This window comes from Streptomyces sp. NPDC017225 (assembly GCF_044331465.1).
Taxonomy (GTDB): Bacteria; Actinomycetota; Actinomycetes; order Streptomycetales; family Streptomycetaceae; genus Streptomyces.
This window is the reverse complement of record NZ_JBIRNE010000004.1, coordinates 266783-281279: the sequence shown is the minus strand read 5'-3', so window position 1 is coordinate 281279 and position 14497 is coordinate 266783. Positions and strand designations below refer to the sequence as shown.

At 70.1% G+C, this 14497-nt stretch carries 11 protein-coding genes and 2 pseudogenes; 4 read left to right on the top strand and 9 right to left on the bottom strand.

Annotated elements, in window-relative coordinates:
- The first annotated feature begins 126 nt into the window (after positions 1 to 126).
- On the top strand, positions 127 to 1104 hold the full coding sequence (locus ACH4NX_RS11965; RefSeq protein ID WP_351396480.1) for an intradiol ring-cleavage dioxygenase: 978 nt from the start codon (positions 127 to 129) through the stop codon (positions 1102 to 1104).
- Between the two features lie 58 nt (positions 1105 to 1162).
- Here the strand turns inward: ACH4NX_RS11965 and ACH4NX_RS11960 are convergent.
- A pseudogene (locus ACH4NX_RS11960) lies at positions 1163 to 2000 on the bottom strand (helix-turn-helix domain-containing protein); the annotation flags it as partial.
- Positions 2001 to 2640: 640 nt separating this feature from the next.
- Here ACH4NX_RS11960 and ACH4NX_RS11955 point away from each other — a divergent pair.
- Both ACH4NX_RS11955 and ACH4NX_RS11950 read left to right on the top strand, forming a co-directional pair.
- Positions 2641 to 3079: pseudogene (locus tag ACH4NX_RS11955) on the top strand (Scr1 family TA system antitoxin-like transcriptional regulator); the annotation flags it as partial.
- A gap of 8 nt (positions 3080 to 3087) precedes the next feature.
- Positions 3088 to 3297 carry a DUF397 domain-containing protein gene (locus ACH4NX_RS11950; RefSeq protein ID WP_398127848.1) on the top strand — a complete coding sequence of 70 codons (210 nt, stop codon included), beginning with the start codon at positions 3088 to 3090 and terminating at the stop codon, positions 3295 to 3297.
- Positions 3298 to 3606: 309 nt separating this feature from the next.
- On the opposite strand, the gene ACH4NX_RS11945 is transcribed toward ACH4NX_RS11950, so the two are convergent.
- Entirely contained in the window at positions 3607 to 3801 is a 195-nt protein-coding gene (locus ACH4NX_RS11945; protein ID WP_271320206.1) for a hypothetical protein, read from the bottom strand.
- Positions 3802 to 3990: 189 nt separating this feature from the next.
- Between ACH4NX_RS11945 and ACH4NX_RS11940 the strand changes: the two genes are divergently transcribed.
- A complete protein-coding gene (locus ACH4NX_RS11940) occupies positions 3991 to 6105 on the top strand; it encodes a prolyl oligopeptidase family serine peptidase (RefSeq protein WP_351396470.1) in 2115 nt (704 codons plus the stop codon).
- Between the two features lie 134 nt (positions 6106 to 6239).
- Here ACH4NX_RS11940 and ACH4NX_RS11935 read toward each other — a convergent pair whose 3' ends face one another.
- The 7 genes from ACH4NX_RS11935 to ACH4NX_RS11905 form a co-directional block, all read right to left on the bottom strand.
- A complete protein-coding gene (locus ACH4NX_RS11935; RefSeq protein ID WP_351396468.1) occupies positions 6240 to 7403 on the bottom strand; it encodes a dipeptide ABC transporter ATP-binding protein in 1164 nt (387 codons plus the stop codon).
- A complete protein-coding gene (locus ACH4NX_RS11930; RefSeq protein ID WP_351396466.1) occupies positions 7396 to 8379 on the bottom strand; it encodes an ABC transporter ATP-binding protein in 984 nt (327 codons plus the stop codon). The genes ACH4NX_RS11935 and ACH4NX_RS11930 overlap by 8 nt, the downstream gene beginning before the upstream one ends.
- 8 nt (positions 8380 to 8387) lie before the next feature.
- Positions 8388 to 9395, bottom strand: coding sequence for an ABC transporter permease (locus ACH4NX_RS11925; RefSeq protein ID WP_351396463.1), 1008 nt, complete (start codon positions 9393 to 9395; stop codon positions 8388 to 8390).
- On the bottom strand, positions 9388 to 10311 hold the full coding sequence (locus tag ACH4NX_RS11920; protein WP_351396460.1) for an ABC transporter permease: 924 nt from the start codon (positions 10309 to 10311) through the stop codon (positions 9388 to 9390). The genes ACH4NX_RS11925 and ACH4NX_RS11920 overlap by 8 nt, the downstream gene beginning before the upstream one ends.
- A gap of 9 nt (positions 10312 to 10320) precedes the next feature.
- Positions 10321 to 11946 (bottom strand): ABC transporter substrate-binding protein, encoded by a 1626-nt coding sequence (locus tag ACH4NX_RS11915; protein WP_398127849.1) that lies wholly within the window; start codon positions 11944 to 11946, stop codon positions 10321 to 10323.
- A 306-nt stretch (positions 11947 to 12252) separates the two neighbouring features.
- A complete protein-coding gene (locus ACH4NX_RS11910) occupies positions 12253 to 13398 on the bottom strand; it encodes a dipeptide ABC transporter ATP-binding protein (RefSeq protein ID WP_351396454.1) in 1146 nt (381 codons plus the stop codon).
- Between the two features lie 27 nt (positions 13399 to 13425).
- On the bottom strand, positions 13426 to 14487 hold the full coding sequence (locus tag ACH4NX_RS11905) for an ABC transporter ATP-binding protein (protein WP_398127850.1): 1062 nt from the start codon (positions 14485 to 14487) through the stop codon (positions 13426 to 13428).
- Positions 14488 to 14497 lie beyond the last annotated feature (10 nt).

The window sequence follows — 14497 nt, the reverse complement described above, 5'->3', positions numbered from 1 at the left end:
ACAGGCGGCACCGAGCCGGGTCATGGGATCCGGTGCCAGGCTGACCATCGGGTCGGCGACGGCGCCGCGCTCCCGGGGCCCGATGCGGACCTCACGGACCTGTCACCCCCAGACGGAAGGCGCCCGATGCGCAAGCCGAAAGCCAGTCAGACGCCGGGCGGCCCCGCCTACCAGGGGCGCCTGCTTCCGAACCCGGAGGAGGAGGTCGTCGACCAGGGACTCACCTTCGACCTGGGTACCCTCCTCTCCCGCAGGAGGGCTCTGTCCTTGCTCGGAGGGGTCGGCGGCATGGCGGGCCTGGCGGCGTGCGGCTCGGGCTCCAGCGGCAGCACGGGCAAGGCCACCGCCTCCACGTCACCGTCACCGTCATCGTCATCGTCGTCCGGCCTCACCGAGATCCCCGACGAGACCAACGGCCCCTACCCCGCGGACGGCACCAACGGGGTCGACGTCCTGGACAAGGACGGCATTGTCCGACAGGACATCCGCTCCAGTTTCGGCGACTCGACGACGACCGCCCCGGGCATCCCGCTCACCTTCGAGTTCACGGTGCTGGACATCGTCGCCGACGGCCGGCCGCTCGCCGGCGCGGCCGTCTATGCCTGGCAGTGCGACCGGGACGGCAACTACTCCCTCTACTCCAGCGGGACCGAGGACGAGAACTACCTGCGCGGCGTGCAGGCCGCCGACAGTGACGGCCGGGTCAGGTTCGTCAGCGTCTTCCCCGCCTGTTACCCGGGCCGCTGGCCGCACGTGCACTTCGAGGTCTACCCCGACCTGGACTCCGTCACCGACTACGACAAGCGGCTGTCGACGTCCCAGATGGCCATCCCCGGGAGCGTCTGCGAAACCGTCTTCGCCACCGACGGGTACGAGTCCTCCGTCGACAACCTCGCCAAGCTGACCCTCAAGACCGACAACGTCTTCGGTGACGACGGTGGGGTCCACCAGCTCGCCACCATGAGCGGGTCGGTGAAGGCGGGCTACACGGCGAAGCTGACCGTTCCCATCGACACCGGCACCGAGCCCACCGGAGGCAACGCGCCCGGTTCCGCGCCCTCGGGCCGGCCCGGCAACCGGGAATCGTCGGCAACCGGCGACTGACCGGGAACGGCTCGCATCGTGGGTGACCAGGCCTCTCGGGAACCGGTGCGCGCCGGGCCTACTGGCGTGCGTCGTCCGATGCGCCGGTCAGGGGCCGGGCGGCCGCCGAGTCGTCGGTTCGGCAGTCGCGGCAGCGGCCTGGCGCCGCCGCGCGGAAGCCCCGGTCGCAGCCGTCGCAGTTCTGCACGGGGTGCCGTACGGGCGGGGATGCCGCCGGTGCGCGGAACGGTGGCAGGGGCGGCAGCTGGGCGGTGAGGCGGTGGGCGAGGAAGGCGGCGGGTCGGCGCAGGCCCTCGGGCGGCAGGTCGGTGATCAGGGCGTGGCGTACGGCGGCCGGACTGACCTCGCGCTCCAGCCAGGCGACGACACCAGGGGCGAGGTGGGCCGTGTCGTCGGCGGAGAGCAGCAGGTGGGGATCGTGGCGGCGCAGGCCCGAGAGGAGATCGACGGCGGCCTGGAGTGCGGCGGGGGCGGGGTACGCGGGACGAGGCACGGCGGGCAGTGCCTTGCGGGGCGGGCGGGACGCGCGGTGCTCCCCCCCCTCGTGCGGGACCTGGGGGGCGTGCGGCGCCTGCGGGACCTGGGAGGCCTGCGGCTCGTGCGGTCGTCGGGGTGGGCGCTGGGGGGACCGTCGGCGGCGTGAGGGCCTCGGCGTGGCGACGGGCCGTGGCGGGCTGGTTGCAGGAGACCGTGCGGGTGACGATGCGGCCGTCGGAGGTCCGCATGCGCTCCCGCCGCAGATAGCCGTGCGCCTCCAGTTCGCGCAGGGCGGCGGAGATACGGGTGGCTCCCTCGGGGAACCTGGCGGTGAGGGTCTTGATGTCGGCCGCGGCGTCCTTGGGCAGCGACTGGAGGTGGAGGCTGAGCCCCATGGCGAGGAGAGAGAGCTCCCGGTGCCCGCAGGGCGGAAGGCGACCGGCTTCTCCACCGCCCTGCGGTAGCGTTTCGAGCCCGGCCTGCCCAGGTTCGAAGGCAACCTCGCTCGCCCAGGTCGCCGCTTCGTTGCAGGCCCGCAGGGGCGCCTCCAGCGCCGCCGCCTGCACCGGCGTCGGCAGCAACTTGACCTGCGTCATCAGCTTCACGATCGCCAAACCTACATATCCGTACGACCGGCCACCGTACGTTCGCCATCTATCACCCGGCCGAGTGAACCCGCCACTGGCGACGCACACGGCTCCGCCGGACACGACACTCGGCCGCTTCGCGACCGAGCACGCACGAGCGATGCCACGGCGCTCCGCGCTGCGACCACGAGAATACGATTCCTCCCAGGCCCGAAGCCCTGGGAGTTCGCCGCAAGAATCTGCTGAAGTTGCGGAACCTGCCGTCGGGTTGGACGCCGGCCCCGAGAGCGGCGATGTCACGAGTTTCCTGATTCACGTCACTCAGCGTGGCTGACCGGACCTACGGTGACGAGTGATTGCCCTGTTACGTAGAGCCACGGTTCAGCGTCTGTCCAGTGCTGTCCGGACTGTCGGAGGCGGCTCCCCCAGCGCAGGGTTCAGTGGTAGGACACGGCGTCACGGAGGGGCGAGCATGTCGGTGATCGAGGAGTCGACGCGGGCCGGGAGCGAGGCGGACCGGACCGATGAGCCCGGCTGGGAGGTGGACGCGGACGACGACTGGGCACTCGCCGTGGTCGCCACGGTGGGAAGGCAGTTGAGGCTCCGCCGGGAGGCGACCGGGATGCGGGTCGGCGACTTCGCGGTGGCGGTCGGGTACGGCGAGGATCTGATCTACAAGAATCGAGAGCGGCAAGCGGATCCCGAGGCCGGAGTATCTGGACACGGCGGACGACGTACTGAACGCCGGTGGCCTCGTCGCGGCGATGAAGGAGGACGTGAAGAAGGTCCGGTACCCGAAGAAGGTGCGGGATCTTGCTCAGATGGAGGCGCGGGCGGTTGAGCTTCAGCTCTACGACCCGCTCCACATCCATGGTCTGCTGCAAACCCCAGAGTGTGCACGCGCGCTTCTGGGGGAGACATGATCCGCAAGACCTCGCCCGAGGGCACCTCGGGCCTGGCGTGGTTCAAAAGCAGCTACAACAGCGGCAGTGAGGGCGACTCCTGCGTAGAGGTCGCCGCCGCGTCAGGCACCGTCCACGTCCGTGACTCGAAGGACGTCAGGGGCCCTCAGTTGGCCTTCACGCCCGCCGCGTGGGTCGGTTTCGTGCCGTACGCGGTCCAGGGCTGACCCGGCGGCTGTCGGCCCCGCCCCCCGAAGCAAAGGCACACGCCCCCAAAGCGTGAACCCTGCGCACCAAACGTCCTCCAGCCGCTCAAACGAGCGACCCAAGGACGAAAGGACTGAAAAGTTCACGGCGTGCGGCAGGTAGCGCGTCAGGCGTCCGTCGTCGTGCACGCGCCCCCCGGTTCTCGCTCCCCTCCGAGGCCGCCGAGTCCACGGAAGCATGAAGCGGGGAGCCGGGGGAACAGGTCCACCACGAAGTGCACTCGGCCGGGACAGGTCTCCCCGGGGCCCTGCCGACGGTCCGACGCGGCGTCAGAAGTTGATGCTTCCGATCATCCCCGCGATGTTCGTCGTCAGCTCACTGATCGTGGGAGCGATCGTCGACGAGGCCAGGTAGAAGCCGAGGAGCATGCACACCACCGCGTGCCCCGCCTTCAGGCCTGATTTCCTGACCAGCAGGAAGACGATGATCGCCAGCAGCACAACCGCCGAAATCGAGAGTGCCACGGCGGCTCACCTCCAATAAGCCCAGGGACATGGGGGGGTCGGACGCAGTCGAAACCTTGGGACAGATAAATCCACGCAGCGGGGCACCTGGTTGATACCCACTATGCGCTAGTGATCATAACTATCCGTGCGCGCGCATCTCTCGGCGCACGGCCGCACAAGGGGGCGCATGGCCAATATGGTCAGGGCATGACGACCGAGTCCGACTCCTTCCCCAAACGGCACGCCCGCACCCAGCGGTTCACGCTCGGCGCGCCGCGTTCGTTCACTGTGGCGCCCGATGGTTCACGGGTCGCCTTCCTACGCTCCGGTACCGGTACCGACCGTGCCAACCGCCTGTGGGTCCTCGATGTCGAGGAGGGCGGCGAGCGCGTCGCCGCCGATCCGCGCGCCCTCCTGGGCGGCGCCGAGGAGCACCTGTCACCCGAGGAACGGGCACGGCGTGAGCGCAGCCGCGAGGGCGGCGCCGGCATCGTCGGCTACGCCACCGACGCGGCTGTCGAACTGGCCTCCTTCGCGCTGTCGGGACGGCTCTTCGCGGCCGAACTGCGGGCCGGGACCGCGCGCGAACTGCCCACCCCCGGGCCCGTGATCGACCCGAGGCCCTCCCCCGACGGGCGGCACATCGCCTACGTCGCCCAGGGCGCCCTGCGGGTCGTGGGCGCCGAGGGGGACGGGGACAGGGCGCTGGCCGAGGCGGACGCCGAGGGCGTCACCTACGGGCTCGCCGAGTTCATCGCCGCCGAGGAGATGGGCCGCAGCCGGGGCTTCTGGTGGGGACCGCGATCGGACCGGCTGCTGGTGGCGCGCGTGGACGACACGCCGGTCAAGCGGTGGTGGATCTCCGACCCGGCCCACCCCGAGCGTGATCCACAACACATCCCGTACCCGGCGGCGGGCACCGCCAACGCGGACGTCCGGCTGTTCGCGATCGGACTGGACGGGGGGCGCACGGAGGTTCTCTGGGACCGGGCGCGGTATCCGTATCTGGCGCGAGTGCACTGGTCAGCGGCGGGTGCTCCGCTCCTTCTCGTGCAGGCGCGCGACCAGCGCAGTCAGCTGTTCCTCGCCGTGGACACCGAGTCCGGGACGACCCGGATGGTGCACGCCGACGAAGATCCAATTTGGCTGGAACTTTTCCCCGGCCTCCCCTGCTGGAGCCCCTCCGGACAGCTCGTGCGGATCGCCGACGAGGGTGGGGCGCGGGTGCTGGCGGTCGGTGAACGACCGCTCACCGGAGCCCAGTTGCACCTGCGGGCGGTACTGGACGTCTCCGGCGACGACGTGCTCGTTTCCGCGTCGGCCGGTGAGGAGGCGGCCGAGCCGGAGACGGGCGAAGTGCACGTGTACCGGGTGAACGAACTCGGCGTGGAGCGCGTCTCGCAGGAGCCCGGCGTGCACTCGGCGGTGCGCGCCGGAGGGGTGACCGTTCTGGTCTCCGCCACCCTCGGCCGGCCGGGGGCCCGGGCAGAGGTTCTGCGGGACGGGAAGCCGACGGCGACGGTCGCCTCCTACGCCGAAGACCCCGGTTTGTCCCCGCGCGTGACCCTGACCCAGGGGGGCGCACGCCGTGTCCCGTGCGCCGTGCTTATGCCAAGGGACTACCACGGTGACACCCCCCTCCCCGTCCTCCTGGACCCGTACGGTGGCCCGCACGGTCAGCGTGTGGTGGCCGCGCACAACGCCCACCTCACCTCTCAGTGGTTCGCCGACCAGGGATTCGCGGTGATCGTCGCCGACGGGCGGGGCACCCCTGGACGGTCCCCCGCCTGGGAGAAGGCCATCAAGGACGACGTGGCCGCGGTCGTCCTCCAGGACCAGGTGGACGCGCTCCACGCCCTCGCCGCCGACTTCCCGCTCGACCTGAACCGCGTCGCCATCCGCGGCTGGTCCTTCGGCGGTTACCTGGCGGCGCTGGCCGCCGTGCGCCGTCCGGACGTCTTCCACGCCGCCGTCGTGGGCGCCCCGGTCACCGACCTGCGCCTCTACGACACCCACTACCAGGAACGGTACGTCGGTCACCCCGACGAGCAGCCGGAGGTCTACCGCCGCAACTCGGTGATCGACGACGCGGGCCTCGTCGACGCCGCCGAGCCGCACCGCCCCATGATGATCATCCACGGGCTGGCCGACGACAACGTGGTGGTCGCCCACTCCCTGCGGCTGTCCTCGGCCCTGCTGGCCGCAGGCCGCCCGCACGAGGTGCTGCCGCTGTCCGGCGTCACGCACATGACCCCGCAGGAGTCGGTCGCCGAGAACCTGCTGCTGCTCCAGGTCGACTTCCTCAAGCGGTCGCTGGCGTAGCGCCGGCGCCGCACGGATGCGCCGACCGCCTTAACACGCGGGCAACTTCGGCGAATCGGCACCGATATACGGACGCGCCACACTGAGTGGCGTACGGCCGTGCGGGTGCCGTAAGCGGGCCGGGGAGCGCCATGTCACCCCGGCCCGCCGCCGTGTCCGCCCGTGCCCTCGCCGGCCTCGCCGGCCTCGCTGTCCTCCCGGTGTGCGCCGTGCGGGCCGGGCGCGTCGGGGACGTGCTCCTCCGGCGGCACCACCTGCCCCGGCGCGGAGCGCCTCAGTGGCAGGGTCTCCGCGAAGTGGCACGCCGAGTCGTGGGCCGCCGGGCCGGAGACCGAGCGGAACTCGGCGGGCACGGCGAGGGCGGGCACCTCCAGGGCGCAGCGCTCCCGCGCCTTCCAGCAGCGGGTGCGGAAGCGGCAGCCGGAGGGGATGTTGGTCGGCGACGGGACGTCACCGGCCAGGATGATCCGCTCGCGGTGCTCCCGGGCCTCCGGGTCGGGTACGGGCACCGCGGACAGCAGCGCCTGGGTGTAGGGGTGCGTCGGATGGTCGTAGATCTCGGCGTCGCGGCCGGTCTCCACGATGCGGCCGAGGTACATCACGCCGACCCGGTCCGAGATGTGCCGGACGATGGACAGGTCGTGGGCGATGAAGATGTAGGAGAGGTCGAACTCGTCCTGGAGCCGGGCCATCAGGTTGATCACCTGGGCCTGGACGGACACGTCGAGGGCCGAGACCGGTTCGTCGGCGACGATGATCTCCGGGCGCAGGGCGAGGCCGCGGGCGATGCCGATGCGCTGGCGCTGGCCGCCGGAGAACTGGTGCGGGTAGCGGTTGATGTACTCGGGGTTCAGGCCGACCACGTCCAGCAGGTGCTGGACCCGCCCCCGCCGGTCGGCCTTCGGGGCCACCTCCGGGTGGATGTCGTACGCCTCCCCGATGATGTCGCCCACGGTCATGCGGGGGTTGAGGGAGGTGTACGGGTCCTGGAAGACCATCTGGATGTTGCGGCGGACCGCCTTGAGGGCCTTGCCCGACAGCTTGGTGATGTCCTCGCCCTTGTAGCGGATCTCCCCCGCCGTCGGCCGTTCCAGGTTGACCAGCATCTTCGCGACGGTGGACTTGCCGCAGCCGGACTCGCCGACGATGCCCAGCGTCTCGCCGCGGGCCAGCGCGAAGTCCACGCCGTCGACGGCCCTCACGGCGCCGACCTGCTTCTTGAAGAGGATGCCGGAGGTCAGCGGGTAGTGCTTGACCAGCCCGCGGACCTCAAGGATCGGATCGGTCGCCTCAGCCATGCAGGCACTCCCTCCAGAAGTGGCATGCGCTGCCCCGCTCGGCGTCGGACTCCGTCACGTCGTAGAGGGGTGGTACGTCGGTGCGGCAGACGTCCTGGGCCATCGGGCAGCGGGGGTGGAAGGCGCAGCCGGGCGGGATGCGGGTGAGGCTGGGCGGCAGGCCCTTGATGGCGTAGAGCTCCTGGCCCTTCTGGTCCAGGCGTGGGATCGACTCCAGCAGGCCGCGGGTGTAGGGGTGGGCGGGTGCCTTGTAGATGTCGTGGACCGGTGCCGTCTCCACGATCCGGCCCGCGTACATGACGGCGATCCTGTCGGCGACGTCGGCGACCACGCCCAGGTCGTGGGTGATGAGGATCAGGCCCATGCGCAGCTCGCGCTGGAGTTCCGCGAGGAGGTCCATGACCTGGGCCTGGACGGTGACGTCGAGGGCGGTGGTCGGTTCGTCGGCGATGATCAGCTTGGGCTCCAGGGCCATGGCCATCGCGATCATGATGCGTTGGCGCATGCCACCGGAGAACTGGTGCGGGTACTGCCGCACCCGCTCCTTCGCGGCCGGGATGCGGACGCGGTCCATCAGCTCGACGGCCTTGGCGTGGGCGTCCTTGCGCGACATGCCGCGGTGCACGGTGAACATCTCGGCGAGCTGGGCGCCGACGGTCAGGACGGGGTTCAACGACGACAGCGCGTCCTGGAAGATCATCGCCATCTCGGCGCCGCGGACCTTCCGGCGTTGCTCCTCCTTCAGTTTCAGCAGGTCCCGGCCCTCGAAGAGCACCTCGCCCGCGGTGATCCGGCCCGGGGGCACGTCGAGGATGCCCATGACCGTCTGGGCGGTGACGGACTTGCCGGAGCCGGACTCGCCGAGGACGGCCAGGGTCTCGCCCGCGTCGACCGCGTAGCTGACGCCGTTGACGGCCTTGGCGACGCCGTCCCGGGTGCGGAACTCCACGTGCAGGTCGCGCACTTCCAGCAGCATGCGGCGGCTCACCTCAGCTTCGGGTCGAGGGCGTCGCGCACCGCGTCGCCGAGCATGATGAACGCGAGGACGGTGACGGCGAGGGCTCCGGAGGGCCAGAGCAGGGCGTGCGGGGCGTTGCGGACGTAGGGGGCGGCGGCGGAGATGTCGATGCCCCAGGAGACGCTGGGCGGCTTGAGGCCGACGCCGAGGAAGGACAGGGTCGCCTCCAGGGAGATGTAGGTGCCGAGCGCGATGGTCGCCACGACGATGACGGGGGCGACGGCGTTGGGGGCGATGTGGCGCAGCAGGAGGCGGGAGTTGGAGGCGCCCAGGGCACGGGCCGCCTGGACGTAGTCGTTCTGCTTGGCGGTGATGACGGAGCCGCGGGCGATGCGGGAGATCTGCGGCCAGCCGAGCAGCACGATGAAGCCGATCACCGGCCACACGGTGTTGCTGGTGATGACGGAGAGCAGGACCAGGCCGCCGAGGACGACCGGGATCGCGAAGAAGACGTCGGTGATGCGGGAGAGGACGGCGTCCCCCGCGCCGCCGAAGAAGCCGGCGAGGCCGCCGAGGACGCTGCCGAGGACGGCGACCCCGAGCGTGGCGAGGACGCCGACCGCCACCGACGTACGGGCGCCGTAGACGGTGCGGGTGTAGACGTCGCAGCCCTGCCCGTTGAAGCCGAAGGGGTGGCCGGACTGGGAGCCCTCCTGGGCCCTGGCGAGGTCGCACTTGAGGGGGCTGCCGGAGGCGATCAGGGACGGCCAGAGCGAGATGACGACCAGGAAGAGGATCACCAGGGCGGAGATGAGGAAGACCGGGTTGCGGCGCAGGTCGTGCCAGGCGTCGGACCAGAGGCTGCGGGGCCTGTCCTGGGAGCCGGGCCCGCCGTCCGGGCCTCCCGGGCCGCCAGGGCCACTCGGTGTCTTCTCCAGCGTCACCGCCTCGCTCGCGCCGAGGTCCATCTGCCCGCCCATGCCGGTGCCGGCGACGGCGCGCTCGGGCTCGTACGGCTGCTGCGGCTCAGACATAGCGGATCCTCGGGTCGAGTACGGCGTACAGGAGGTCGACGAGGAGGTTCGCGACGAGGAAGACGAGGACCAGCACGGTGACGAAGCCGACGACGGTCTGCGTGTTCTGCCGGAGGATGCCCTGGTAGAGCTGGTAGCCGACGCCGTGGATGTTGAAGATCCGCTCGGTGACGATGGCGCCGCCCATCAGGGCGCCGATGTCGGTGCCGATGAAGGTGACGACGGGGATCAGGGAGTTGCGCAGCAGGTGCCGGGTGATGACCCGGTGGCGGGGCAGGCCCTTGGCGATGGCGGTACGGACGTAGTCGGAGCGCCGGTTCTCCGCGATGGACGTACGGGTGAGCCGGGTGACGTACGCCAGGGAGACCGAGGCGAGGACCAGGCCCGGGACGATCAGCTCGCCGAAGAGGGCCTCGGAGGAGACGGCCGGGTCGATCCAGCCCCACTTGACGCCGAGCAGGAGCTGGAGGATGAGGCCGGTGACGAAGGTGGGGACGGAGATGACGACGAGCGTGAGCAGCAGTACCCCGGTGTCGACGGGCCGGCCGCGGCGCAGGCCGGTGACGACGCCGAGGACGATGCCGACGACGATCTCGAAGAGGATGGCGATGAGCGTGAGCCTGATGGTGACCGGGAACGCCGTGCCCATCAGCTCGGTGACCGGCTGGCCGTTGAAGGCGGTGCCGAAGTCGCCGGTGAAGACGTTGCCCATGTAGGTCACGTACTGCTGCCACACGGGCTGGTCGAGGCCGAACTCGTGCCGGAGCTGGGCGGCGGTCGCCGGGTCGCACTCCCGGTCGCCGCAGAGTCCCGCGACGGGGTCGCCCATCACGTTGACCATCAGGAAGATCAGCAGCGTGGCCCCGATGAACACCGGGATCATCTGGAGCAGCCGCCGGACGACGTAGCGTCCCATGGCGCCCCCTCAGCCGACCTTGATCTCGTTGTAGACCGGGACGCTGAACGGGTTGAGCTCCACGTTGGACAGCCGGTCCGAGTAGCCCGCGCTGCCGTTCTGGTACCAGAGCGGGATGGCCCCCATCTCGTCCCGCAGGACCTCCTCGGCCTGCTGGAAGAGGCCGATGGCCTTCGCGGTGTCGGTCTCGGCGTTGGCCCGGTCGACGAGGTCGTCGAACCTTTCGTTGGACCACTTGCCGTCATTGGAGGAGGCGTTGGTGTAGTAGAGCGGCTGGAGGAAGTTCTGGATGAGGGGGTAGTCCATCTGCCAGCCGGCGCGGAAGGGGCCGCTCATCTTCCGGTCGGTGATCTGGCTGCGGAAGTCGGCGAAGGTGCCGACCGGGTTGCCGGCACAGGCGCGGTCGTTGTCCAGGGCGTTGTTGATGGAGTTGCAGACCGCGTCGACCCACTGCCCGTGGGAGCCGGTGTCGGCGTTGTACGTGATCTTGACCTGGCCGCCGGGCAGTCCGCCGCCCTCGCTGATCAGCTTCTTCGCCTCGTCGGGCTTGAACTCGCAGGCCTCGCCGCACAGGCCCGCCTTGTAGCCGCCGTCCTCGCCGAGGACGGGTGAGGTCCAGTCGGTGGCCGGGGTGCGGGTCTGCTGGAAGATCGTGTCCGTGATCTGCTTGCGGTCGATCGCCATGGACAGGCCCTTGCGGACCTTCTCGGACCCGGGCTTGCTCCAGTCGTTGTCGTAGAAGGGGAACGCGAGCGTCTGGATGATGCCGGCCGGGGTGTTGATGTACCGGTCGCCGAGGTCGTTCTTCACGTTCTTGAGCTGGGCAGCGGGGACGTCGTCGACGAGGTCGAGGTTGCCGGCCATCAGGTCGGTGTAGGCCGTGTTGTTGTCCGTGTAGACCTTGAGGTCGACGCCGCCGTTCTGCGCCTTGTCCGGCCCCGGGTACTCCTCCCACTTGCGCAGGGACATCTGGGAGCCGCGGGCGTAGTTGTCCACCAGGTACGGGCCGTTGCCGACCGGCTTCTTCAGCCAGGCGTCGTGGTCGTCGAAGAAGGCGCGGGGCAGGGGCGCGAAGGCCGGGTAGCCGAGGGTGTCGGGGAAGGTCGAGAACTTCTGGCTGAGCTTGACGGTGAAGGTGCGGGGGCCGGTCACCTTCAGTCCGGAGAGCGTGTCGGCGCTCTGTTCGCCGCTCTCCGGGTGCGTCTTGTCGTAACCGTCGATGTAGGCGAAGAAGTAGGCGTTGCGCTGGTTGTTCTTCAGGCTCGCGCCGTGGTTCCAGGCGTCCACGAAGGACTGGGCGGTGACCTTCTCGCCGTTGCTGAAGGTCCAGCCGTCCTTGACGGTGATCGTGAAGTTCTGCGAGTCGGAGGTCTCGATCTTCTCGGCGAGCATGTTCTGCGCCTCGCCGGTCTCGGGGTCGTACTTCTTCAGCCCCCGGAAGATCATGTCGAGGACCTTGCCGCCCTGGACCTCGTTGGTGTTCGCAGGCTCCAGCGGGTTCTGCGGGTCGCCCCAGGACGAGCTGAGGACCGCGCTCGTGTCTCCGCCGCTGCCTCCCCCGCCTCCGCAGGCGGTCGCCGCGAGGGCTGCCGCCACCGCGCATGCGGCCCATTTGGCGTGCCTGGCTCCGCGCATGGAGTGCCTCCCTGTGCCTGCCTCGTCCGCTGGTCCGTTACCGGCCAGCTTCAAAGGGAGAGCCGTCGGGCGCACATTCACCCGGTCCGTACGGGTCGCGGGTGTCCTCCGGACGGGTGTCGGCGGGCGAGTGGGGAGGGCGCCGGCGGGTGCCGCGCAGACGGAGCGGCGGCGGGCGCCAGTGATGCCGCCGTACAGACGGAGCGGCGGCGGGGACCGCCGGCGGCCGTCCCACATGCCGAGAGCGGGAGCGGGAGTCTCCTCCCGCCCCCGCTCTCCCGCCGGGGCGGCCCACTTCCGCCGGCGTCAGCTCTTGGTGACCGCCGCGCCGCCGTCGGCGTCGTCCTCCAGCGCCTTCAGGCCCGGGTCCATGACGATGTCCTGGTCCCTGGCCTCCGTCGTGGGGTCCTCCGGGAAGTGGCAGGCCGTCAGGTGGCCGTCACGGTTGCCGGAGAGCTTCACCAGGGGCGGCTCCTCGGTCGCGCACTTGTCCTGAGCCTTCCAGCACCGGGTACGGAACCGGCAGCCGGACGGCGGAGAGATCGGCGAGGGGACATCGCCCTGGAGCCGGATCCGCTCCTTCTTCACGGCGTCGAGGTCCGCGTCCGGCACGGCCGACAGCAGGGCGTGCGTGTACGGGTGACGGGGGCGGTTGTAGAGCGAGTCGCGGTCCGCGATCTCCACGACCTTGCCCAGGTACATCACCGCGACGCGCTGCGAGAAGTGCCGCACGATCGCCAGGTCGTGGGCGATGAAGACGAAGGCGATGCCCATTTCCCGCTGCACCTTCTGCAGCAGGTTCACCACCTGGGCCTGGATCGACACGTCGAGGGCCGAGACCGGCTCGTCGGCGACGATCAGCTTCGGCTCCAGGGCGACGGCCCGCGCGACGCCGATGCGCTGACGCTGACCGCCGGAGAACTCGTGCGGGAAGCGGTTGTAGTGCTCCGGATTGAGACCGACGATCTCCAGGAGCTCGCGGACGCGCTTCTCACGGCCTCCGGGCGGGTTGATCCCGTTGATCTCCATCGGGCCCGAGATGATGGTGCCCACGGTCTGCCGGGGGTTCAGCGACGCGTACGGGTCCTGGAAGATCATCTGGATCTCGGACCGGATCGGCGCCAGCTGTCGCCGGTTGGCGCGCGTGATGTCCTTGCCCTGGTACTCGATGGTGCCCTGGGTGGGCTCGTACAGGCGGGTCAGCAGTCGGCCGGTCGTCGACTTTCCGCAGCCGGACTCGCCGACGAGACCGAGGCTCTCCCCCGGGTGGACCTCGAAGTCGACGCCGTCGACGGCCTTGACGTGACCGACGGTCCGTTTGATCGGGAAGCCGCCCTTGATCGGGAAGTGCTTCGCCAGACCGCTGACCTTGAGGAGCGGTGTGCTGTCGCCGTCCCGCTGCTGCGGGAAGGAGTCGGCGACCGCCGTGGTCTTCTTGCTGTTGTCGCTCATGGTGATGCCCCAGTCGCCGGTTTCCGCTCAGCCCAGCCGGGGCTGAATCTTCTCGATGAACACCTGCTGCCGCTGGTCCGCCGTCAGGTGACAGGCGGCCGCGCGCCCCTGGGGAAGCGACGGACGCTCACCCGGGCAACGGCCGCCGGAGACCAGGTCGGTGAAGCCGCATCGCGGGTGGAACGCGCAACCCGAGGGCGGGTTGAGCAGCGAGGGCGGCGATCCCGGGATCGGCATCAGCGGCTCGTCGACGTCCGAGGCGAGACTCGGCATCGACCCCAGCAGACCCCAGGTGTACGGGTGCTGCGGCGACTTGAGCACCTCGCGCACCGTGCCGCGCTCGACTGCCCGGCCGGCGTACATGACCAGGATGTCGTCGGCCATGTTGCCGACCACGCCCAGGTCATGGGTGATCATGATGATCGCCGAGCCGAACTCCTGCTGGAGGTCCTTGAGCAGGTCGAGGATCTGCGCCTGCACGGTCACGTCGAGCGCCGTGGTCGGCTCGTCGGCGATGAGCAGGTCCGGGTTGCACGAGAGGGCCATGGCGATCATGGCGCGCTGACGCATACCGCCGGAGAACTGGTGCGGGTAGTCGTCGACCCGCTGCTGCGGGTGCGGAATGCCGACCTTCTCCAGCAGGTCGATGGCACGCTCCCGGGCGTCCTTCTTGGACGCCCCGGTGTGCTTGGTGAACGGCTCACCGATCTGCCGTCCGACCGTGTAGTACGGCGACAGCGCGGTCAGCGCGTCCTGGAAGATCATTGCCATCTTCTTGCCGCGCAGCTTCTCCAGCTGCTTCTCGTCGGCGTCGGTCAGCTCCTGGCCGTCCAGCGTGATCGATCCCTCGACGGCGGTCTTGCGCCGGTCGTGCATGCCGAGGACGGCCAGGTTGGTCACCGACTTGCCGGAGCCGGACTCGCCCACGATGCCGAGGGTCTTGCCACGCTCCAGGTCGAAGGAGAGCCCGTCCACCGCCTTGACGACGCCGCCCTCGGTGGAGAAGTGGACCTTGAGGTCGCGCACCGAGAGAAACGCGTCCCCCGCGGCGGCGGCCGGGGCCTCTTCGGGCTTGGTCTGAGTGGTCACGGTGGTTCTC

Coding starts and splice junctions, on each gene's coding strand:
- ACH4NX_RS11915 (WP_398127849.1), bottom strand. CDS start 11,946: ATGCGCGGAGCCAGGCACGCCAAATGGGCCGCATGCGCGGTGGCGGCA.
- ACH4NX_RS11965 (WP_351396480.1), top strand. CDS start 127: ATGCGCAAGCCGAAAGCCAGTCAGACGCCGGGCGGCCCCGCCTACCAG.
- ACH4NX_RS11940 (WP_351396470.1), top strand. CDS start 3,991: ATGACGACCGAGTCCGACTCCTTCCCCAAACGGCACGCCCGCACCCAG.
- ACH4NX_RS11950 (WP_398127848.1), top strand. CDS start 3,088: ATGATCCGCAAGACCTCGCCCGAGGGCACCTCGGGCCTGGCGTGGTTC.
- ACH4NX_RS11925 (WP_351396463.1), bottom strand. CDS start 9,395: ATGTCTGAGCCGCAGCAGCCGTACGAGCCCGAGCGCGCCGTCGCCGGC.
- ACH4NX_RS11910 (WP_351396454.1), bottom strand. CDS start 13,398: ATGAGCGACAACAGCAAGAAGACCACGGCGGTCGCCGACTCCTTCCCG.
- ACH4NX_RS11935 (WP_351396468.1), bottom strand. CDS start 7,403: ATGGCTGAGGCGACCGATCCGATCCTTGAGGTCCGCGGGCTGGTCAAG.
- ACH4NX_RS11930 (WP_351396466.1), bottom strand. CDS start 8,379: ATGCTGCTGGAAGTGCGCGACCTGCACGTGGAGTTCCGCACCCGGGAC.
- ACH4NX_RS11920 (WP_351396460.1), bottom strand. CDS start 10,311: ATGGGACGCTACGTCGTCCGGCGGCTGCTCCAGATGATCCCGGTGTTC.